General features: G+C 68.1%; 15 protein-coding genes. 11 read left to right on the top strand and 4 right to left on the bottom strand.

Annotated elements, in window-relative coordinates; translation table 11 throughout:
* Positions 1-16: 16 nt before the first annotated feature.
* Together sucD and sucC are read right to left on the bottom strand one after the other, a co-directional pair.
* Positions 17-895 (bottom strand): succinate--CoA ligase subunit alpha, encoded by an 879-nt coding sequence (sucD, locus tag AVR91_RS05130; RefSeq protein WP_063270847.1) that lies wholly within the window; start codon positions 893-895, stop codon positions 17-19.
* A 1-nt stretch (position 896) separates the two neighbouring features.
* The gene (gene sucC, locus AVR91_RS05125) at positions 897-2060 is read right to left on the bottom strand and encodes an ADP-forming succinate--CoA ligase subunit beta (protein WP_063270846.1); all 1164 of its coding nucleotides are present in this window, start codon (positions 2058-2060) and stop codon (positions 897-899) included.
* A gap of 210 nt (positions 2061-2270) precedes the next feature.
* On the opposite strand from sucC, the gene AVR91_RS05120 reads away from it, so the two are divergent.
* The 4 genes from AVR91_RS05120 to AVR91_RS05105 are packed head-to-tail and all read left to right on the top strand — an operon-like array spanning position 2271 to position 8811.
* A complete protein-coding gene (locus tag AVR91_RS05120; RefSeq protein WP_211282632.1) occupies positions 2271-4010 on the top strand; it encodes a thiamine pyrophosphate-binding protein in 1740 nt (579 codons plus the stop codon).
* Positions 4011-4026: 16 nt separating this feature from the next.
* The gene (frc, locus tag AVR91_RS05115) at positions 4027-5256 is read left to right on the top strand and encodes a formyl-CoA transferase (protein ID WP_063270845.1); all 1230 of its coding nucleotides are present in this window, start codon (positions 4027-4029) and stop codon (positions 5254-5256) included.
* A 9-nt stretch (positions 5257-5265) separates the two neighbouring features.
* Complete coding sequence (locus AVR91_RS05110; RefSeq protein WP_063270844.1) at positions 5266-7395, top strand: acetate--CoA ligase family protein; 2130 nt, start codon at positions 5266-5268, stop codon at positions 7393-7395.
* A 33-nt stretch (positions 7396-7428) separates the two neighbouring features.
* Positions 7429-8811: an OFA family MFS transporter gene (locus AVR91_RS05105; protein ID WP_063270843.1), complete on the top strand. Its 1383-nt coding sequence runs from the start codon at positions 7429-7431 to the stop codon at positions 8809-8811.
* Here the strand turns inward: AVR91_RS05105 and AVR91_RS05100 are convergent.
* A complete protein-coding gene (locus AVR91_RS05100; protein WP_063270842.1) occupies positions 8808-9536 on the bottom strand; it encodes a GntR family transcriptional regulator in 729 nt (242 codons plus the stop codon). The two genes, AVR91_RS05105 and AVR91_RS05100, sit on opposite strands and share 4 nt — an antisense overlap.
* 329 nt (positions 9537-9865) lie before the next feature.
* Here AVR91_RS05100 and AVR91_RS05095 point away from each other — a divergent pair, with 329 nt between their 5' ends.
* The 7 genes from AVR91_RS05095 to gcl all read left to right on the top strand — a co-directional run bounded on the left by AVR91_RS05095 (position 9866) and on the right by gcl (position 19405).
* The gene (locus AVR91_RS05095; protein ID WP_063270841.1) at positions 9866-10858 is read left to right on the top strand and encodes a 2-dehydropantoate 2-reductase; all 993 of its coding nucleotides are present in this window, start codon (positions 9866-9868) and stop codon (positions 10856-10858) included.
* A 14-nt stretch (positions 10859-10872) separates the two neighbouring features.
* Positions 10873-12792 carry a molybdopterin oxidoreductase family protein gene (locus AVR91_RS05090; protein ID WP_063270840.1) on the top strand — a complete coding sequence of 640 codons (1920 nt, stop codon included), beginning with the start codon at positions 10873-10875 and terminating at the stop codon, positions 12790-12792.
* Between the two features lie 9 nt (positions 12793-12801).
* Complete coding sequence (locus tag AVR91_RS05085; protein ID WP_063270839.1) at positions 12802-14538, top strand: NAD(P)H-dependent oxidoreductase subunit E; 1737 nt, start codon at positions 12802-12804, stop codon at positions 14536-14538.
* Positions 14535-15458: a 2Fe-2S iron-sulfur cluster-binding protein gene (locus AVR91_RS05080; RefSeq protein ID WP_063270838.1), complete on the top strand. Its 924-nt coding sequence runs from the start codon at positions 14535-14537 to the stop codon at positions 15456-15458. The genes AVR91_RS05085 and AVR91_RS05080 overlap by 4 nt, the downstream gene beginning before the upstream one ends.
* Positions 15459-15995: 537 nt before the next feature.
* A complete protein-coding gene (locus AVR91_RS05075; protein ID WP_063270837.1) occupies positions 15996-16823 on the top strand; it encodes a hydroxypyruvate isomerase family protein in 828 nt (275 codons plus the stop codon).
* Entirely contained in the window at positions 16820-17707 is an 888-nt protein-coding gene (locus AVR91_RS05070; RefSeq protein WP_063270836.1) for a 2-hydroxy-3-oxopropionate reductase, read from the top strand. Before AVR91_RS05075 ends, AVR91_RS05070 begins: the two co-directional genes overlap by 4 nt.
* A 3-nt stretch (positions 17708-17710) precedes the next feature.
* Positions 17711-19405, top strand: coding sequence for a glyoxylate carboligase (gene gcl / locus AVR91_RS05065; protein WP_076857261.1), 1695 nt, complete (start codon positions 17711-17713; stop codon positions 19403-19405).
* 45 nt (positions 19406-19450) lie between these two features.
* On the opposite strand, the gene AVR91_RS05060 is transcribed toward gcl, so the two are convergent.
* Positions 19451-19879: a pyridoxamine 5'-phosphate oxidase family protein gene (locus AVR91_RS05060; RefSeq protein ID WP_016334712.1), complete on the bottom strand. Its 429-nt coding sequence runs from the start codon at positions 19877-19879 to the stop codon at positions 19451-19453.
* Between the last annotated feature and the right edge of the window lie 124 nt (positions 19880-20003).

The following is a 20003-nucleotide window of genomic DNA, read 5'->3' as shown; positions in this document are numbered from 1 at the left end:
AGCGCGTCGATCTCGCTCACCGGACGAGGGTTTCCCGGACGATCGCCGCGGTCTCGCTCGGTGTGCGGCCGACCTGGATCCCGGCCGCCTCCAGCGCCTTCTTCTTCGCCTCGGCCGTTCCACCGGTCCCGGACACGATCGCGCCGGCGTGTCCCATCGTCTTGCCCGGCGGAGCGGTGAACCCGGCGATGTAGCCGACGACGGGTTTGCTCACCCTCGCCCGGACGTACTCGGCGGCCCGTTCCTCGGCGTCGCCGCCGATCTCCCCGATGAGCACGATCACGTCGGTCTCGGGGTCCTTTTCGAACGCCTCGACGACGTCGATGTGCGTGGTGCCGATGATCGGGTCGCCGCCGATGCCGACACACGTCGAAAACCCGTGTTCGCGTAGTTCGTGCATCAGCTGATAGGTCAGCGTGCCGGATTTCGAGACCAGCCCGATCCGGCCGGGTTTCGTGATCCCGTCCGGGATGATGCCGGCGTTGGACCGGCCGGGGCTGATCACACCCGGGCAGTTCGGCCCGATCACCCGCGTCGGGCTTTCCTTCGCGTGTGCCCAGAAAGCGGTCGCGTCGTGCACCGGAACCCCTTCGGTGATGACGACCGCCATCGCGATTGCGGCGTCGACGGCTTCGATGACGGCGTCCTTCACCGCGGGCGGCGGGACGAAGAGCACCGAGACGTCCGCGCCGGTCGCGGCGACGGCTTCCGCGGTGTTGCCGAATACCGGCAGAGCGCGTCCGGAGAGCACGACTTCCTGCCCGGCTTTGCGCGGGTTGATCCCGCCGACGACGTTCGTGCCCGCGGCCAGCATGCGCGCGGTGTGCTTGCGCCCCTCGGCGCCGGTCATCCCCGCGACGACGACCTTGCTGTGTTCGTCGAGGAAGATCGACATCTCACGCCTCCGGTTCCGCGGCCGCCAGCTTCGCCGCCGCGGATGCGGCGTCGTCCATCGTGTCCACCAGGGTCACCAGGGGATGCGCGGCCTCGACGAGGATGCGCCTGCCTTCGCTGACGTTGTTGCCGTCGAGCCGGACCACCAGCGGTTTGGCCGCGCGGTCGCCGAGCAGGGCGAGCGCGTGCACGATCCCGGCGGCGACGGCGTCGCAAGCGGTGATCCCGCCGAAGACGTTGACGAAGACGCTACGCACCTGTTCGTCGTCCAGGATGACGCCGAGCCCGGCCGCCATGATCTCGGCCGACGCGCCACCGCCGATGTCGAGGAAGTTCGCGGGCCCTCGGGCACCCGCCTCCGCGGCGGCTGCGGCCACAACGTCCAAAGTGGACATGACCAGACCGGCGCCGTTGCCGATCACGCCGATGTCGCCGTCCAGTTTGACGTAGTTGAGCCCGGTCTCCCTGGCCCTGCGTTCGAGCGGGTTCTCGTCCGGCGACTCGACGAACTCGGCGTGGGACGGCTGCCGGAACGCGGCATTGGCGTCGAGGGTGACCTTCCCGTCGACCGCGACGACCGTCCCGTCCGTGGTCAGCACGAGCGGATTGACCTCCACGAGCGTGGCGTCCTCCGCGGCGAAGACCGTCCACAGTGCACGGATCGCGCCCGCCGCCGCGGCCGGTAGCCCGGCCTCTTCGATGATCCGCGCCGCCAGCGCGGTGTCCACCCCGGTCAGCGGATCGACCGGGATCCTGGCCAGCGCCCCGGGTTTCGTGGCCGCGACCGTCTCGATGTCCATCCCGCCTTCGGCCGACGCCATCGCGAGGAAGGTCCGGGCCGCGCGGTCGAGAAGGAAGGAGAGGTAGTACTCCTCGGCGATCGCGCTGGCCTCGGTGACGAGCACCTGATGAACGCAGTGTCCCTTGATGTCCATGCCGAGGATGTCGTCGGCGGCTTGTTCGGCGTCGTCGGGGGAGTGGACGACCTTCACCCCGCCGGCTTTACCTCGGCCGCCGGTCTTCACCTGTGCCTTGACCACGACGGATCCACCCAGCTCGGCGGCGGCCGCCCTCGCGGATTCCGGGGTGGTGACGACCTTTCCCCGGGGGACCGGGACACCGTGCCGCTCGAAGAGATCCCGTGCCTCGTGCTCGAAAAGGTCCACGTGAAGTCCTTTCGCGGAGGGAGAGGAAACCTGCTTGCGGCCCTGGACACCGGAGCGTTCGAAGAGTAACTATATGCCTACCTCATACGGTATGCAATCTACAGTCTGCCGCGACCAGGGGGCTTCGAGCAGGGACGGGCGGACGGAGCAGATCCGGAGACGAGCGCACGGATCAGAGAGGTCCGGCGTGCGAGATGGAGGAGTTGAACGATGGCGCCAACGACCGGCACCGCTGCGGGGGACACCGCGACGAAGGCCACCACCAACGGTTCCGAACCCGCCCCGGACCTGATCTCCGGCGGCCACCTGGTGGCCAAGGCGCTCAAGGCGGAGGGCGTCGACACGATCTTCACGTTGTGCGGCGGGCACATCATCGACATCTACGACGGCTGCGTCGACGAGGGCATCGAAGTCATCGACGTCCGGCACGAGCAGGTCGCGGCGCACGCGGCCGACGGCTACGCGCGGATCACCGGCCGCCCCGGCTGCGCGGTCGTCACCGCGGGCCCGGGGACCACGGACGCGGTCACCGGTGTCGCGAACGCGCTGCGTGCGGAGAGTCCGATGCTGCTCATCGGTGGGCAAGGAGCGCTGACGCAGCACAAGATGGGTTCACTGCAGGATCTCCCGCACGTCGACATGATGGCGCCGATCACCAAGTTCTCCGCGACCGTCCCGCATACCGCGCGGGTCGCGGACCTGGTCTCGATGGCGTTCCGCGAGTGCTACCACGGCGCGCCTGGTCCGTCCTTTTTGGAGATTCCCAGGGACGTCCTCGACGCCAAGGTCCCGGTGGACCAGGCACGGATCCCCAGCGAGGGCCGGTACCGGGCGTCCACCCGGAACGCCGGCGACCCGGCCGACATCGAGAAACTCGCGGACCTGCTCGTCCACGCGAAGAAGCCGGCCATCCTGCTCGGCAGCCAGGTGTGGACGACCCGAGCCACCGGACCGGCGACCGAGCTGGTGCGCGGGCTGAACATCCCGGCGTACATGAACGGCGCCGGCCGCGGAACGCTGCCGCCCGGCGATCCGCACCACTTCCAGCTCTCGCGCCGGTACGCCTTCGACAACGCCGACGTGATCGTCATCGTCGGCACCCCGTTCGACTTCCGGATGGGGTACGGCAAACGGCTCTCGCCGGACGCGACCGTCGTGCAGATCGACCTCGACTACCGCACCGTCGGGAAGAACCGGGACGTCGACCTCGGCATCGTCGGCGACGCGGGGCAGGTGCTCGCCGCGGTCGCGGAGGCGGCCACCGGACGGGTCGACAACGGTGCCGTCGCGCGCAAGATCTGGCTGGAAGAACTGCAGGACGTCGAAGCGAAGGCGAAACAGAAGCGCCTGCCGCTGCAGCATTCCGACGCGAGCCCGATCCATCCGTACCGGCTGGTGCACGAGATCAACGAATTCCTCACCGAGGACTCGCTCTACATCGGCGACGGTGGCGACATCGTGACGTTCTCCGGACAGGTCGTCCAGCCGAAGGCGCCGGGGCACTGGATGGACCCCGGTCCGCTCGGCACGCTCGGCGTCGGGATCCCGTTCGTGCTCGCCGCGAAGCACGCGCGGCCGGAAAAGGAGGTCGTCGCCCTCTTCGGCGACGGCGCGTTCAGCCTGACCGGCTGGGACTTCGAGACCTTGGTGCGGTTCAACCTGCCGTTCGTCGGCATCGTCGGCAACAACTCCTCGATGAACCAGATCCGGTACGGCCAGGCGGCGAAGTACGGCCTCGGCCGGGAGCGCGTCGGCAACACGCTCGGCGACGTGCCCTACGACGAGTTCGCCAGGATGCTCGGCGGGCACGGCGAGGCGGTGCGCGACCCCGCGGACATCGGCCCGGCGCTGCTGCGCGCCCGCGAGTCCGGGAAGCCTTCGCTGATCAACGTTTGGATCGACCCGGACGTGTACGCGCCCGGAACCATGAACCAGACCATGTACAAGTAGCCGGGAGGGATCACCGATGGGAAAGGCACTCGACGGCGTCCGCGTCCTCGACATGACGCATGTCCAATCAGGACCTTCGTCCACGCAGATCCTGGCCTGGCTCGGCGCGGACGTGATCAAGCTGGAGACCCCCGGCCGCGGCGACATCACCCGCGGCCAGCTCCGGGACCTGCCGGGGGTGGACAGCCTCTACTTCACGATGCTGAACGCCAACAAACGCAGCATCACCCTGAACATGAAGAGCGAGCAGGGAAAGCAGGTCTTCGACCAGCTCGTGTCCAGTGTGGACGTCCTGGTGGAGAACTTCGGGCCCGGCGTGGTCGACCGGTTCGGCTACCCCTGGGAGCGGCTGGCGGAGCTGAACCCGAGACTGATCTACGCCTCGATCAAGGGTTTCGGACCCGGCCGGTACGCGGACTTCAAGGCCTACGAGGTCATCGCGCAGGCGATGGGCGGCGCGATGAGCACCACCGGCTTCGAGGACGGCCCGCCGACCGCGACCGGCGCGCAGATCGGGGACTCGGGGACGGGTATCCACCTGGTCGCCGCGATCCTGGCCGCGCTCTACCAGCGGACGAACACCGGCCGCGGGCAGCGGGTCCAGGTCGCGATGCAGGACGCCGTGCTGAACCTCTGCCGCGTCAAGCTCCGTGACCAGCAACGGCTGGCGCACGGCCCGCTCGACGAGTACCCGAACGACGTCTTCGGTGACGAGGTCCCGCGTTCGGGCAACGCGTCCGGCGGCGGTCAGCCGGGCTGGGCGGTGAAATGCGCGCCGGGCGGACCGAACGACTACATCTACGTGATCATCCAGCCGGTCGGCTGGCAGCCGATCACCCGCCTGATCGGCAAACCCGAACTGGCCGAGGATCCGGACTGGGCCACCCCGGAAGCTCGGCTGTCCAAATTGGACAAGGCCTTCGGGATGATCGAGGAGTGGACCGAGAAGCACACCAAATGGGAGGTGATGGAGGCGCTCAACGCCCACAACATCCCCTGCGGCCCGATCCTGTCCACCAAGGAACTCGCCGAGGACGCCACGTTGGCCGAGCTCGGCTCGGTCGTCGAGGTCGACCATCCCGAACGCGGTGCCTTCAAGACCGTGGGCTGCCCGCTGAAGCTGTCGGATTCGCCGGTCGAGGTCGAACGCTCGCCGTTGCTCGGCGAACACAACGCCGAGGTCTTCGGCGAACTCGGTTACGGCGCGGACGACCTGGACCGGCTGCGCGCGGCCGGCGTGATCTGAGGAGGGCTCATGGCAGACAAAGAGATCGTCGAGAAGATCCTCGAGAAGGTCGCCGCCGAGGGGCGGACGTCGCTCACCGCGCCGGAAGGCCGTCAGGTGTGCGAGGCCTACGGGATCCCGACCCCGGCGGAACGGCTGGCCACCACCGCGGAGGAGGCCGTCGCACAGGCGGAGGAGATCGGCCTCCCGGTGGTGCTGAAGATCGTCTCGCCGGACATCCTGCACAAGACGGAGGCCGGCGGGGTGCTCGTCGGCCTCGCGACCGCCGACGAGGTGGCGGACGGCTTCCGGGCCGTCGTCGCCAACGCCGAGGCCTACGACGCCGACGCCGAGATCACCGGCGTGCAGGTGCAACGGATGCTCAGCAGCGGGCAGGAGGTGATCATCGGCGCCACCACCGACGCCACCTTCGGCAAGATCGTCGCCTTCGGCCTCGGCGGGGTGCTGGTCGAGGTACTCAAGGACGTCACGTTCCGGCTGGCCCCGCTCGACCGGGACGAGGCGTTCTCGATGATCGACGGCATCGCGGCCGCGGAGATCCTGCGTGGCGTCCGGGGCGCGGAGCCGGTGAGCCGGGACGCGCTGGCCGACGTGCTCACACGCGTCGGCACCTTGGTCACCGACTTCCCGCAGCTGGCCGAGGTCGACCTCAACCCGGTGCTGGCCACTCCCGACGGCGCCACCGCGGTGGACGTCCGGATCCTGGTGGATCCCGAAGCGGCGCGAGAGCCCGTGCGGTTCTCCCAGGAGGAGATCCTGGCGTCGATGACCCGGATCATGAAACCGGCTTCGATCGCGGTGATCGGCGCGTCCGCCGAGGCGGGCAAGATCGGCAACTCGGTGATGAAGAACCTCGTCAACGGCGGGTTCGCGGGGGAGATCCATCCCATCAACCCCAAGGCCGCCGAGATCCTCGACCGCAAGGCCTATCCGAGCATTTCCGACGTTCCGGGCGATGTCGACGTCGCCGTGTTCGCCATCCCGGCCAAATTCGTCCCCGCCGCGCTGGCGGAGGCAGGCCGGAAAGGGGTGGCCGGGGCGATCCTGATCCCGTCCGGCTTCGGCGAGACCGGCAACATCGAACTCCAGGACCAGGTCGTCGCGATCGCGCGGGAGCACGGCGTCCGGATCCTCGGCCCCAACATCTACGGCTACTACTACACGCCCGAGAATCTTTCGGCGACGTTCTGCACGCCGTACGACGTCAAGGGCGGTGTCGCGCTCTCGTCGCAGAGTGGCGGCATCGGGATGGCCATCCTCGGTTTCAGCCGGTCGGCGAAAATGGGTGTCTCGTCGATCGTCGGAGTCGGCAACAAGGCCGATATCGACGAGGACGATCTGCTCACCTTCTTCGAACACGATGAAAACACCGACCTGATCGCCATGCATCTCGAAGATCTGAAAGACGGGCGATCGTTCGCGGAAACGGCGAAACGGGTTTCGGTGCGGAAACCGGTCGTCGTCCTCAAAGCGGGCCGCACCTCCCAAGGGGCGAAAGCGGCGAGTTCGCACACCGGCGCGCTGGCGGGCGACGACAAGGTCTACGACGACATCCTGCGCCAGAGCGGGGTCATCAGGGCACCCGGCCTCAACGATCTTCTCGAATACGCGCGAGGCATCCCGTTGCTGCCGACGCCGAAGGGCGAGAACGTCGTGATCATCACCGGCGCGGGCGGCTCCGGTGTCCTGCTCTCGGATGCCTGTGTGGACAACGGGCTGAATCTCATGGAGATCCCGGCCGATCTCGACGCGTCCTTCCGGGAATTCATTCCGCCGTTCGGTGCCGCGGGCAACCCGGTGGATATAACCGGCGGCGAACCACCTGCCACCTACCGGAACACGATCGCGCTCGGTTTGGCGGACGAGCGAATCCATGCCTTGATCCTCGGCTATTGGCATACTATCGTCACTCCGCCGATGATCTTCGCGGAACTGGTTTCGGAGGTCGTTTCCGAATATCGGGCGAAGGGGATACACAAGCCCGTCGTCGCCTCGCTGGCAGGCGATGTCGAGGTCGAACAGGCCAGCAGTTTTCTGTACGAGCACGGTGTCGTCGCCTATCCCTACACGACGGAGAAACCGGTGGCCGTGCTCGGTGCGAAGTATCGCTGGGCACGTTCCGCGGGACTGCTCGGCTGATTTCCGGACCCAAACCGACCAAGGAGAATGACAATGACGTCATCGACCGCGGCTCAACCACCCGGAGCGTACAAGGAAGTAATCGATTCGAACGGCCGGATCTATCGTGTCGGCGAAACCGATCGCGACATCATGGGCCGTCCACGATGGACGATGGTGATCCTGCCGTGGATCGCCATGATGGCCATCAGTTCGTCGGAATACGCGTTCACGTCGGCGGAGGAGACGCTGTCGGCCGCACACGGCTGGCACGGCGCCACCATCTTCTGGCTGCTCGGGGTCTGGGTGTTCTTCCAGGCGATCGTCGCCTTCCCGGCGGGGAAGATGCGAGAGAACGGGACCCTGCCCGCCAAGGCGGCGATGCTGCTGGGTGCGGTGGGCACCCTGCTCGCGTACCTTTCGCTCGCCTACGCGCCCAGCGAGATCTGGGCGTACCTGGGCTTCGGTTTCTTCGGCGGTGGCGGGGCCGGGCTGGTGTACGCGACCTGCGTCAACATGGTGGGGAAGTGGTACCCGGAGCGCCGGGGCGGCAAAACCGGCTTCGTCAACGGCGGCTTCGCCTACGGTTCGGTGCCGTTCATCTTCCTCTTCACGTCCTATATGGACCTTTCCAACTTTTCGGGCGTCCTGCTCGTCGTCGGCCTCTTCCTGGCGGCGGTGGTCGCGGTGAGCGGCTTCTACTTCCAGGACCCGCCGAAGAACTGGTGGCCCGCGCACGTCGATCCGCTGAAGGTGTCCGACGATCCCCGGGTCCGCCGGTCGCTGCAGAAGAATCCGCCGGCGGTGAAGCAGTACACGCCGAAGGAGGCGCTCAGGACCGGGATGCTGCCGCTGATGTGGTTCTGCCTGCTGTGCACGGCCGGGGTGAACATCTTCGGCATCGCGATGCAGGTCCCGTTCGGCAACGAGATGGGTTTCGCGGGCGGCATCGTCGCGCTCGCGATGAGCCTGAAGGCGATCATCAACGGCACCGGCCGCGGTGTGATCGGCTGGATCTCCGACCGTTACGGGCGGCGCCAGACCCTGTTCATGGTCTGCGTGGTGCTCGGCCTCGCGCAGGTCGCGGTGTACCTGTCCGGCTCGATCGGCAGCATGCCGCTGTTCCTGCTGGCCTCGATGATCTCCGGTTTCGGCGGCGGCGCGATCTTCCCGCTGTTCGCGGCGATGACGGCGGATTTCTACGGCGAGAACAACAACGCCAGCAACTACGGCCTGGTCTACAGCTCGAAGCTGATCTCGGGCCTGGTCGGCTCCGGTGTCGGCGCGATGGTCGTGGTGGCCTGGGGTTACGGCGGCGCGTTCTTCCTCGCGGGCGGGACGAGCCTGTTCGCGGCAGGGCTCAGTCTGCTGCTCCGCCAGCCCGGGCGTTCACGTTCGCGGACGCCGAAGCGTGAGCAGGAGCTGAACCCGGCCTAAGCCTCTTTCGGGCGTTCGTGGAAGGCCTGCCGGGTGCGTTCGGTGTGCTGATTCATGATCCGTTCGGCGGCGACGGGGTCACCGGCGGCGATGGCCTTGATCAGGTCCTCGTGTTCCTGCCAGGCGTCGTGGCTGCGAGGACGGGCGATCGGGGTGTAGTACCAGCGGACGCGGCGGTCGACCATACCGATCATCTCGGCGAGGACGGCGTTGCCGGACAGTTCGGTGATGAACGCGTGGAGCGCGGCGTTGGCCGCGACGAGGCCTTCGGTGTCGTCGGCGGCCAACGCCTCCAATCCGGTCTTCTGCAGTTCCCACAGGCGTTCGACGTCTTCTTCGCCGGCCCTGTCGGCGGCGAGACGTGCGGAGTGCGCCTCCAGCACGGTGCGCACGCTGAGCAGTTGATCGGCTTCTTCGTCGGTGGGCATGTGCACGAAGGCGCCCTGCGCGGGTCGGAGGTCGACCCAGCCCTCGCTCTGCAGGCGCTGCAACGCCTCGCGGACCGGCTGCCTGCTGACCCCCAGGTACTCGGCGAGGTCCGCCTCGACCAGGTGCTGGCCGGGTTCGAGGGTCCGGTTGATGATCAGCTCCGCGAGCGCTTCGTACACGACCTGGCGCAGGGGAGCGGGCCGCTCGACGCGTTTGGCCGTCGCCGGGTTGAGCGTGCCCTTGGTGCGGCGACCCGTAGGGCCGCGGTCGGGCAGGGGTGAAACGGGCTGGCTCACAGGACCTCCGGATGACTCGTCCGGTTCAGGATACAGGTTTTGGTATGCAAAATCCCGACATTCACCGCTTCGTCCGCATTTCGTCCTCTCAATGGGGGGTCTCCTGGCCGTAACTCGCGTGATTGGAGACCGAACTCGCGTGATTGGAGGCGGAACACGCGCGAGGCCGAGTGTTCCGCCCCCAATCACGCGTGATGCGCCTGGAATCACGCGAGTTCCGGCTTGGGACAGCCCGCATTGAGAGGACGAAATGCAAGAGGGACGTGACATGCCGACCATCTACAGGATACTGTATGCAATCTGGTCTTCGGCTGAGCGGGAGGCACGTCATGAAGGTCGCTGTTCTGGGCGCGGGGGCGATCGGCGCGTACGCCGGCGCCGCGCTCCACCGAGGCGGTGCGGAGGTCCACCTCATCGCGAGACGGGCGCATGGCGAAGCGATGCGCGCGCACGGCGTGCGGGTGCTCAGCCCGCGCGGGAACTTCACTGTCCGTCCCCACGTCACCGACGATCCGGCGCAGGTCGGACCTGTCGACTTCGTCTTCCTCGGCCTGAAGGCGAACTCCTACGCCTCCTGCGGCCCGCTTATCGCGCCGTTGCTGGGTAAGGACACCGCGATCGTGGCCGCGCAGAACGGGATCCCGTGGTGGTACTTCCACGGTCTGACCGGACATCCCTTGGAGAACCGCCGCATCGAGACGGTCGACCCCGGCGGCGCGGTGAGCGAGGTCCTCGAACTGCGCCGCGCGATCGGCTGCGTCGTCTACTGCTCGACGGTGATCGAGGAACCGGGCGTGATCCGGCACCTCGAAGGGACCCGCTTCGCTTTGGGAGAGCCGAAAGGCGGCGTCACGTCCCGGTGCGCGGCGCTCGCCGACGCGATGATCGCGGGCGGGCTGAAGGCACCCGTCGAACTCGACCTGCGCGACGAGATCTGGGTCAAGCTCATGGGTAACGTCGCCTTCAACCCGCTCAGCGCGCTGACCAGGGCGACCATGGTCCAGATGTGCGAGCATCCGGACACCCGCGAGCTCGTCGCCGCGATGATGAACGAGACCCTCGCGATCGCCCGTGCCGCGGGGAGCGACCCGCGGGTGTCGGTCGAGAAGCGCATCAACGGCGCCTGGCGCGTCGGCCACCACAAGACGTCGATGCTGCAGGACCTCGAGGCGGGCAAGCCGCTGGAGACCGACGCGATCATCGGCGCCGTCGTCGAGCTCGCGGAGCTGACCGGTGTGCCCGCCCCCGCACTGCGCCACGTCCACGCCGCGATCGGCCTGCTCGGCCAGACCGCGAACGCCGTTCCCGTCGGAGCGCACTGAATCGGAGGAACCCGATGAAGCGCAAGAACACCGAGCCGTACGTCCGGCTCACCCGGCCACTGGTCCGCGATTCGGGCGAACTGCGCCCGGCGAGCTGGGAAGAGGCGCTGGAGCGCGCCGCCGCCGGGTTCCGGCGCACGCTCGACACCAAGGGGCCCGAAGCCTTCGGCATGTTCTCCTGTGCCAGGGCGACCAACGAGATGAACTACGTCGCACAGAAGTTCACGCGTGCGGTGATCGGTACGAACAACGTCGACTCGTGCAACCGGACCTGCCACGCGCCGAGTGTCGCCGGGCTGGCGCGCGTGTTCGACAGCGGCGGCGGGACGTCGTCGTATCAGGAGATCGAGGACGCCGACGTCATCGTCGTCTGGGGCGGCAACCCACGCGAAGCCCACCCGATCTTCTTCCAGCACGTGCTCAAGGCCGTCCATCGCGGGGCGAAACTGTTCGTGATCGACCCGCGCCGGACCAGCACCGCGAGCTGGGCGCACCGCCAGCTCCAGCTGCACGTCGGCACGGACATCCCGCTGGCGCACGCGATCGCCCGCGAGATCATCCATTCGGGACTGGCCAACACCGCCTTCGTCGAACGGGCCACCGAAGGGTTCGCCGAGTTCGCGGCCTCTGTCGAGCCGTGGACGCTCGAAGCCGCCGAGGAGACGACCGGCGTCCCGGCCGAGCTGATCCGCGAACTCGCGCACACCTACGCCCGCGCCGACCGCGGTCAGCTGTCGTGGACGCTCGGGATCACCGAGCACCACAACGGCACCGACAACGTCCTGTCCCTGATCAATCTCGCGCTGCTGGCCGGCCACGTCGGCCGGTACGGCGCCGGGCTCAACCCGTTGCGCGGGCAGAACAACGTCCAGGGCGGCGGCGACATGGGCGCCATTCCGGACCGGATGCCGGGGTTCCAGAACATCCTCGACGCGGACGTCCGGGCGAGGTTCGACACCGCTTGGGGCTCGAACATCCCACCGCGCAAGGGACTCAACCTCACGCAGATGCTCGACGCGATGGAACGCGGCGACCTGACCTGCGTGTACATCATCGGGGAGAACCCGGTCCAGTCCGAGGCGGACTGTGCGCACACGATCAAACGTCTGTCCAATGTGGAACACCTGGTGGTGCAGGACATCTTCCTCACCAAGACGGCACAGCTGGCGGACGTCGTGCTGCCCGCCTCGGCCGCGTGGTGCGAATCCGACGGGACCTTCACCAACAGCGAACGCCGGGTTCAGCGGGTCCGCAAGGCGCTCGAACCGCCGGAGGGTGCGCGCGACGACATCCAGTTGCTGTGCGAACTCGCCCGGCGCCTCGGTCACGACTGGAACTACCAGGGCGGCGAGGACGTCTGGAACGAACTCCGGACGTTGTCACCGATGCACGCCGGGATGAGCTACGCGCGTCTGGAGGAACTCGGCGGCATCCAGTGGCCCTGCTACCGGGAGGACGAGCTCGAACCGACCTTCCTGCACGGCAGGCTCTGGGAAGAGGATCCCGCGAAACGCGGCCGACCGGCGCCGTTCACCGTGATCGCCCACAGCCCGCCGGTGGACCTGCTCACCGAGGACTTCCCGATCCGGCTGACCACCGGACGGCGGCTGGACTCCTACAACACCGGCGTCCAGTCCGGCGGGTTCCCTTCGCCGCTTCGCCGTGGAGAGACCCTCGACCTGTGCCCGGCGGACGCGGTGCGGCTCGGCGTCGTCGAGGACGAGGTCGTGCGGATCTCGTCCCGACGTGGAGAGATCGAGGCACCGGTCCGGATCGACGAGGGGCTGCGTCCGGGCCTGGCGTTCATGACCTTCCACTTCCCGGACGAGATCGACGTCAACGTCATCACCATCGAGGCGACCTGTCCGGTCGCGGGCACGGCCGAGTACAAGGCCGCCGCGATCCGGGTCGAGAAGCTGCCCGTCACCGTGTGAGGAGCCGGAATGGACCTGCGTTTCCTGAGCGCCGAACCGACGGAGGCCGAACGGCACGCGGTCGACGCGCTCGGCGCCGGAAGCCGCGATCAGCTGCTTCCCGCGTTGCACGCCGTGAACGACCGGGTCGGTTGGATCAGTCAGGGAGCGTTGAACCACATTTGCCGCCGGCTGAACGTCCCGCCGGCGGAAGCCTATGGCGTGGCGAGTTTCTACGCGCTGTTCTCGCTCAAGGAACGGCCGCCGCGCGTGGTCCACGTCTGCACGGATCTGGCCTGCCGCGTCAACGGCGCGGAGGCGGTGACCGAGACTTTCAACGCCGCGGGGATCACCTGGCATCGCAGTCCGTGCTTGGGCGTCTGCGAACGCGCTCCGGCGGCGCTGGCCTTCGAGGCGGGTGATCCCGCGGAGGGGCGGCTGCTCGCACCGGCCACGCCAAGCGAAATCACCCGTGCACCGTCCACTTGGGAGGAATCCCCGGTTTCCGTTCCGCAGCAAGGGGAACCAAGCCTGCGTCTGCTGCGCCGGGTCGGCGTCGTCGACCCCGGGAGCCTGGACGCTTACCGTGCGGCCGGTGGCTACGCGGCGTTGAGGAACGCGTTGCCGCTCGGGCCGGCCGGGGTCATCCGGGAGGTGACCGATGCGAGACTGATGGGCCGGGGCGGGGCGGCGTTCCCGACCGGCCGGAAATGGGACGCCGCCGCCCGGCAGCCCGAACGGACCCGGTACCTGGTGTGCAACGCCGACGAGAGCGAACCGGGCACGTTCAAGGACCGCGTGCTGATCGAGGGGGATCCGTTCGCGCTCGTCGAAGCGATGACGATCGCCGCGTTCGCCATCGGGGCGCAGAAGGGGTACGTCTACCTGCGCGGCGAGTATCCGCGTGCGCTGGAGGTGCTGCGCAACGCCATCGACGTGGCTCGTGAACGAGGTTTTCTTGGCGAGAACATCCTGGGGCGGCACGGGTTCACGTTCGACATCGAGATCAGGCGCGGCGCGGGCGCCTACATCTGCGGCGAGGAAACGGCGATCTTCAACTCGATCGAAGGCTATCGAGGCGAACCGAGATCGAAGCCACCGTTCCCGGTGGAGAAGGGCTTGTTCGGCAAGCCGACGGTGGTGAACAACGTCGAGACGCTGGTCAACATCCCGCTGATCCTCACCGAAGGTTGCGAGGCCTACCGGCGCATCGGGACCGAACGCTCGACCGGGCCGAAGCTGTTCTGCCTGTCCGGCAACGTCCGGCGTCCCGGCGTGTACGAGGTGCCGTTCGGGACGACCCTGGGGGAACTGCTCGAACTGGCCGGGGGAGTGCCGGAGGGTCGTGAGTTGCGGGCCGTCCTGCTCGGCGGCGCGGCGGGTGGTTTCGTGCGCCCGGACGAAACCACTCTGCCGCTCACCATGGAGGACGCGCGTGCCGCAGGCACGACGCTGGGCTCGGGGGTCGTGCTCGCGCTCGACGACCAAGCCGACCTCGGCGGGTTCCTGTTGCGGATCGCGGCGTTCTTCCGGGACGAGTCGTGCGGGCAATGCGTGCCGTGCCGGATCGGCACCGTGCGGCAGGAGGAGGCACTGCACCGGATCGTCGGCGGCCGCAAACTCGGCACCGGCGGCGACGATCTCGCGCTGCTGCGCGAAGTCGGCCAGGTGATGCGGGATTCGTCCATCTGCGGGCTGGGCCAGACCGCTTGGAACGCCATCGAGTCGGCGATCGACCGGCTCGGCGCACTGGAGGAGCGATCGTGACCATTGTCGGACTGGGACTCCCGCGCAGGCTCGTCGAGTTCACTGTGGACGGTGAGGCGGTCAGGGTTCCCGAGGGATCCACGATTCTCGACGCCTGTGCCGCGGCGGGCAAGGACATTCCGACGCTCTGCTTCGGCGACACCCTCGAACCGGCGAACGCCTGTCGGGTCTGCATGGTGGAGGTCGACGGATCGCGCACGCTCGTACCGTCCTGCTCCCGCAAGGCCGAACCGGGGATGGTGGTGCGGACCGAGACCGACCGGACGAGGCTCAGCCGCAAGGTGGTGCTCGAACTCCTCGGGTCGGCGACGGATCTGTCCACCACGCCCGGCGTCGCGGGCTGGATGGCCGAATGCGGGGCGGAACCCGGCCGTTTCGGCCCGCCCGCGCCCCCTTCGGACGATCGCGACGACCGCCGTCCCGGCGAGCACGAGATCCCGGACGGGCTGACGGCGGCGACCGTCCGCCAGCCGGTCAAAGTGGACAACGAACTCTACGTCCGCGACTACGGGAAATGCATCCAGTGCTACAAATGCGTCGACGCGTGCGGCGAGCAGTGGCAGAACTCCTTCGCCATCACCATGGCCGGACGCGGTTTCGACGCGCGGATCTCGACGGAGTTCGCGAACCCGCTGCCGGACAGCGCGTGTGTCTACTGTGGAAACTGCGTCGAGGTCTGCCCCACCGGCGCGCTGAGTTTCAAACGCGAGCACGACAAGCGTGAGGACGGGACCTGGGACGAGTCGCGGCAGACCGCGACGACCACCGTCTGCACCTTCTGCGGGGTCGGCTGTTCCTTGACGCTGCACGTCCAGGACAACGAGATCGTCAAGGTGACCTCGCCCCACGAGAGCTCGGTTACCCACGGGAACCTCTGCATCAAGGGTCGTTTCGGCTGGCAGCACGTCCAGAACCGCTGAACCTCACGGTGGTCGTGAGTGGCGATTCGGGTTCTCTTGAGCAGTAAGTCAAACGTGTCGTGATCGGTGGTGGGGTGAAGGCGCCCTTCGCCGCGTCGAATGCGGTGAAGGGAGCCTTCGCCCCGGCCACTCGCCCGCGCGGGCCACCTCGCCACCGGCGCCCGTGTCGCGACGTTTGCCTTGCCCCTCAATAACCCGAGTCGCCACTCACGAGGACGTGGCACCGCACTCACGTGAGCAGCGGCGTGACTCGCGTGACTGAAGACGGAACTCGCGTGATCAGCGGCGGAACACCCGAGTGCGGCCTCCGATCACGCGAGTCACGTCCCTGATCACGCGAGTCACGCCTCCGCGCACGCCGCGCGTCCTGTGTCCCCAGTCCGTGAAGGCCTCCTTGAGGGACCCAGAGTCCCTCAAGGAGGCCTTCACGGACTTTCGCTCAGTAGCCGGTATACCGCCCGTTGACCTGGACAGGTCAGCAGGCTATTCTCGATATACGAAAGAAAGTTTCCGCAGAGCGAAATTGCAGAGGTTTCGATGGCTGATCTTGCCGGTTCGCGTCACGCACTGCCCTACGTGCTGAACCTGTCGCTGGTCTTCACCGAGTTGCCGCTGCTCGACCGTGCGGAGGCGGCGCGCGCGGCGGGCTTCACCGCGGTCGAGTACTGGTGGCCGTTCGAGACGCCGGTGCCGGACGCCGCAGAGGTCGACGCGTTCGTGGCGTCGGTGGAGCGGGCGGGTGTCGCGGTGACCGGGCTGAACTTCTTCCCCGGCGACATGGCGGGTGGTGATCGTGGCCTGGTCACCTGGCCCGGTCGCGAGGACGAGTACGCCCGCGGTATCGCCTCCGCGATCGACCTCGGCGAGCGGCTCGGCTGCCGCCGGTTCAACGCGCTCTACGGCAACCGGATCGACGGCGCGGATCCGGCCGCCCAGGACAAGCTCGGCCTGTCGAATCTGGCGCTCGCGTCGGACGCGGCCGCGCGGATAGGCGCGGAGATCGTCCTCGAGCCGTTGTCGGGGGCGGAGAAATACCCGCTCAAGACCGCGGGCGACGTGCTGAAGGTGCTCGACGAACTCGGGCGGGACAACGTGAAGCTGCTGGCCGACCTGTACCACCTGGCGGTCAACGGTGACGACCTCGACACGGTCACGACCGTCCACACCGGACGGATCGGCCATGTGCAGATCGCCGATGCCCCAGGGCGCCACCAGCCGGGGACCGGAACGCTGGACATCGAGGGTTACCTGGAGAAGCTGCAGACGGCGGGCTATCGCGGGCAGGTCGGTGTGGAGTACAAACCCGACGGCCCGAGCGCGGATTCGCTGTCGTGGCTGCCTTTCGAACGAAGGGGACTGGCATGACCAAGCTGGGATTCATCGGCCTGGGGATCATGGGCGGGCCGATGGCGGGACATCTCGTCGCCGCCGGCCACGAGGTGAGCGGATTCGACACGAACGCGGACGCGCTCGCGAGGCTGGAGGCCGCGGGCGGCCGGGCCGCGAACGGGGTGACCGACGCCGTGGCGGACGCGGAAGTCGTCATCACCATGCTGCCGAACCACCCGCAGGTCGAAGCCGTCGTGCTCGCGGCGGGCGGGGTGCTGGAATCGGCGAAGCCGGGCACGCTGCTGATCGACATGAGCACCATCCGGCCGGAGACGTCCATCGAGGTGGCCGAGCGAGCCGGGGAACGCGAGATCCGCGTGCTCGACGCGCCCGTTTCCGGTGGCCAGGCCGGGGCCGAGCAGGCGTCACTGTCCATTATGGTCGGTGGTGAGGCCGACGATTTCGCCGCCGGGCTCCCGATCCTGGAGGCGGTCGGCAAGACGATCGTGCACGTCGGGCCGCACGGCGCGGGCCAGGTCGTCAAGGCCGCGAACCAGCTGGTCGTCGGCGGCACGTACGGGCTGATCGCCGAAGCCATCGTGCTGCTCGAAGCCTCGGGCGTGGACGCCGGCGTCGGGCTGGACGTCCTCGCGGGCGGCCTTGCCGGCAGCCGGATCCTCGAACTCAAGCGGAAGTCCATGGTGGCACGGGAGTTCGCACCGGGCTTCCGGATCGACCTGCACCACAAGGACATGGGCATCGCGCTCGCCGCCGCCAGGCAGGCCGACGTCGCACTGCCGCTCACCGGGCTGGTCGCCCAGCTCGTCGCCGCCGGACGGGCGATGGGCCATGGCTCGCTCGATCACTCCGCCCTGCTGAAGGTCGTCGAAACGCTGTCCGGCGCGGAAAACAAGGAGTGAGGAATGCCAAGAATCCCCGCCATGCAGGCCGTCGTCGACGTCCTGGTCAGTGAGGGCGTCGACACCGCTTTCGGGTGCCCGGGCGCCGCGATCCTCCCGCTGTACCACGCGATGCAGGACAGCGGCATCGAGCATCTGATCGTGCGCCACGAGGAGGGCGCGACCCATATGGCCGACGGCTGGGCGAGGACCACCGGCAACGTCGGCGTCGCGATCGGCACCTCCGGGCCCGCCGGGACGAACATGATCACCGGCCTCTACACCGCGCAGGCCGACTCGATCCCGATCCTGTGCATCACCGGGCAGGCCGACTCACGGAAGCTGCACACCGAGGCGTTCCAGGCCGTCGACATCGTCGAGATCGCCAAGCCGGTGACCAAATGGGCGGTGCAGGTCAAGGAGGCGGCCCAGCTGCCGTGGGTGTTCCGGGAGGCGTTCCGGATCGCGCGGTCCGGCCGCCCGGGGCCGGTGCTGATCGACCTGCCGATCGACGTCCAGCGGCAGGAGATCGAATGGGACTCCAGCATCGACTCGCCGCTCCCGGTCACCAGGGCGACGCCGCCCCCGGCCAGGGTCGAGCGGGCGCTGGACCTGCTGCTGGCCGCCGAGCGGCCGCTGATCCTCGCGGGCGGCGGCGTGGTGCTCGGCGACGCGAGCGACCGGCTGCGCACCGCGGCCGAACTGCTCGGCGTCCCGGTCGGCGTGACGTTGATGGGCAAGGGGAGCTTCCCCGAGGACCACGAACTGTTCGCCGGCATGGCGGGTATCCAGACCTCGCAGCGCTGGGCGAACGCGGCGTTCCTCGAGGCTGATCTGGTGCTGGCGCTGGGCGCCCGGTTCGGTGACCGGCACACCGGTGACCTCGACGTCTACCGGGGGAACCGGAAGTTCATCCACGTCGACATCGAGCCGACCCAGCTGGGCAAGGTGTTCGGGCCGGACCTCGGCATCGTGTCGGACACGGGCGCCTTCCTGGACGCGCTGATCGAGGCGGCGTCGAAGCGTTCCCCGGCGCGGGATCGCGCGTGGCCGCGGCGCATCGGCGAGCTCAAGGAGAGCCTGCCGCGGCGCGAGGATTTCGAGGACACGCCGATCAAGGCGCCCCGGGTGTTCAAGGAGATCAACGAGTTCTACGGCGAGGACGCCTACTTCGTCACCGCGATCGGGCTCTACCAGATCTGGTCCGGGCAGTTCCAGCGCGCGCACAAGCCGCGGCACTACCAGGTGTGCGGCCAGGCGGGCCCGCTCGGCTGGGAGATCCCGGCGGCGATCGGCGTCAAGAAGGCGAAACCGGAGGCCGAGGTCGTCGGCGTCGTCGGGGACTACTCGTTCCAGTTCCTGGTCGAGGAGCTGGCGGTCGCCGCCCAGTACGACGTCGGGTTCGTGCTGATCATGCTGAACAACGAGTACCTCGGGCTCATCCGGCAGGCCGAGACCGGCTACGAGATGAACTTCGAGGTCGACATCCACTACGACAAGATCGGCACGGACAACGTGAAGGTCATGGAGGCCTACGGCTGCTCCGGCACCCGCGTCACCGAACCGGGCGAGATCCGGGCTTCGCTGGAGTGGGCACGCAAGGAGGCCGAGCGGACGTCGCGGCCGGTGCTGGTGGAGATCATGATCGAACGCGAAGGGAACGCCGCGATGGGCAAGGCGCTCGACAGCGTCGTCGAGTTCGAGCCGATCGCGGGCTGAACGACGGTGTCCCGGCGGCTTGCCCGCCGGGACACCGTCGTGCGGTCAGGCCTTGCCCTGGTCGTTGCTCAGCCACTTCTCCGGCCGGACGCGGACCAGCACGGAGTTGTCGCTGAGCGCGCCGTCGACGTACTTCGTGCCCTCGTCCTCCGGCAGGTAGCGGTGCGCGATCTTCAGCGCCTGTTCCCTGGTCGGCGGCGTGTCGTTCGCGATGACCGGCCCCTCGGCCGTCACATACTTGTACGGCAGCGTCTCCGACTGCGCGACCAGGCTGAGCCTGCCCGCCTTCTTGATCGCCTTGTCCTTGACCGATCCGCCGTCCATCCAGATCAGGAGTTCGCCGCCGGGCTCGTAGTCGTACCAGACCGGCACGGCCAGCGGTGCCCGTCCTTCCCGCTCCACGGCCAGGACCCCGATGTGGACCTCGCTCAGGAAGGCTTCCCGTTCCTCGGCGGTCATGACGAAAGACGACATCCGTGTCTCGCTTCTCTCGTAGGTGAGCTACGACAAGCGACAACGCGGCCTGTCTTCAGGGCATTCCGGGCGCTGGCTCTCGGTCGGTGAAGGTTGTGGCGGTGGGTTGCGAAAGTGGCTTTCG

Origin of the sequence: Amycolatopsis keratiniphila subsp. keratiniphila, assembly GCF_001620365.2 — a bacterium.
GTDB classification, from domain to species: domain Bacteria; phylum Actinomycetota; class Actinomycetes; order Mycobacteriales; family Pseudonocardiaceae; genus Amycolatopsis; species Amycolatopsis keratiniphila.
This window is presented reverse-complemented; position numbering and strand designations above follow the sequence as displayed.

Bases quoted from the DNA above. Each gene is read 5' to 3' on its own strand.
- AVR91_RS05085 (WP_063270839.1), top strand. From the start codon at position 12,802: ATGGACCTGCGTTTCCTGAGCGCCGAACCGACGGAGGCCGAACGGCAC.
- frc (WP_063270845.1), top strand. From the start codon at position 4,027: ATGGGAAAGGCACTCGACGGCGTCCGCGTCCTCGACATGACGCATGTC.
- sucD (WP_063270847.1), bottom strand. From the start codon at position 895: ATGTCGATCTTCCTCGACGAACACAGCAAGGTCGTCGTCGCGGGGATG.
- AVR91_RS05060 (WP_016334712.1), bottom strand. From the start codon at position 19,879: ATGTCGTCTTTCGTCATGACCGCCGAGGAACGGGAAGCCTTCCTGAGC.
- AVR91_RS05105 (WP_063270843.1), top strand. From the start codon at position 7,429: ATGACGTCATCGACCGCGGCTCAACCACCCGGAGCGTACAAGGAAGTA.
- AVR91_RS05075 (WP_063270837.1), top strand. From the start codon at position 15,996: ATGGCTGATCTTGCCGGTTCGCGTCACGCACTGCCCTACGTGCTGAAC.
- gcl (WP_076857261.1), top strand. From the start codon at position 17,711: ATGCCAAGAATCCCCGCCATGCAGGCCGTCGTCGACGTCCTGGTCAGT.
- AVR91_RS05095 (WP_063270841.1), top strand. From the start codon at position 9,866: ATGAAGGTCGCTGTTCTGGGCGCGGGGGCGATCGGCGCGTACGCCGGC.
- AVR91_RS05070 (WP_063270836.1), top strand. From the start codon at position 16,820: ATGACCAAGCTGGGATTCATCGGCCTGGGGATCATGGGCGGGCCGATG.
- AVR91_RS05120 (WP_211282632.1), top strand. From the start codon at position 2,271: ATGGCGCCAACGACCGGCACCGCTGCGGGGGACACCGCGACGAAGGCC.
- AVR91_RS05090 (WP_063270840.1), top strand. From the start codon at position 10,873: ATGAAGCGCAAGAACACCGAGCCGTACGTCCGGCTCACCCGGCCACTG.
- AVR91_RS05110 (WP_063270844.1), top strand. From the start codon at position 5,266: ATGGCAGACAAAGAGATCGTCGAGAAGATCCTCGAGAAGGTCGCCGCC.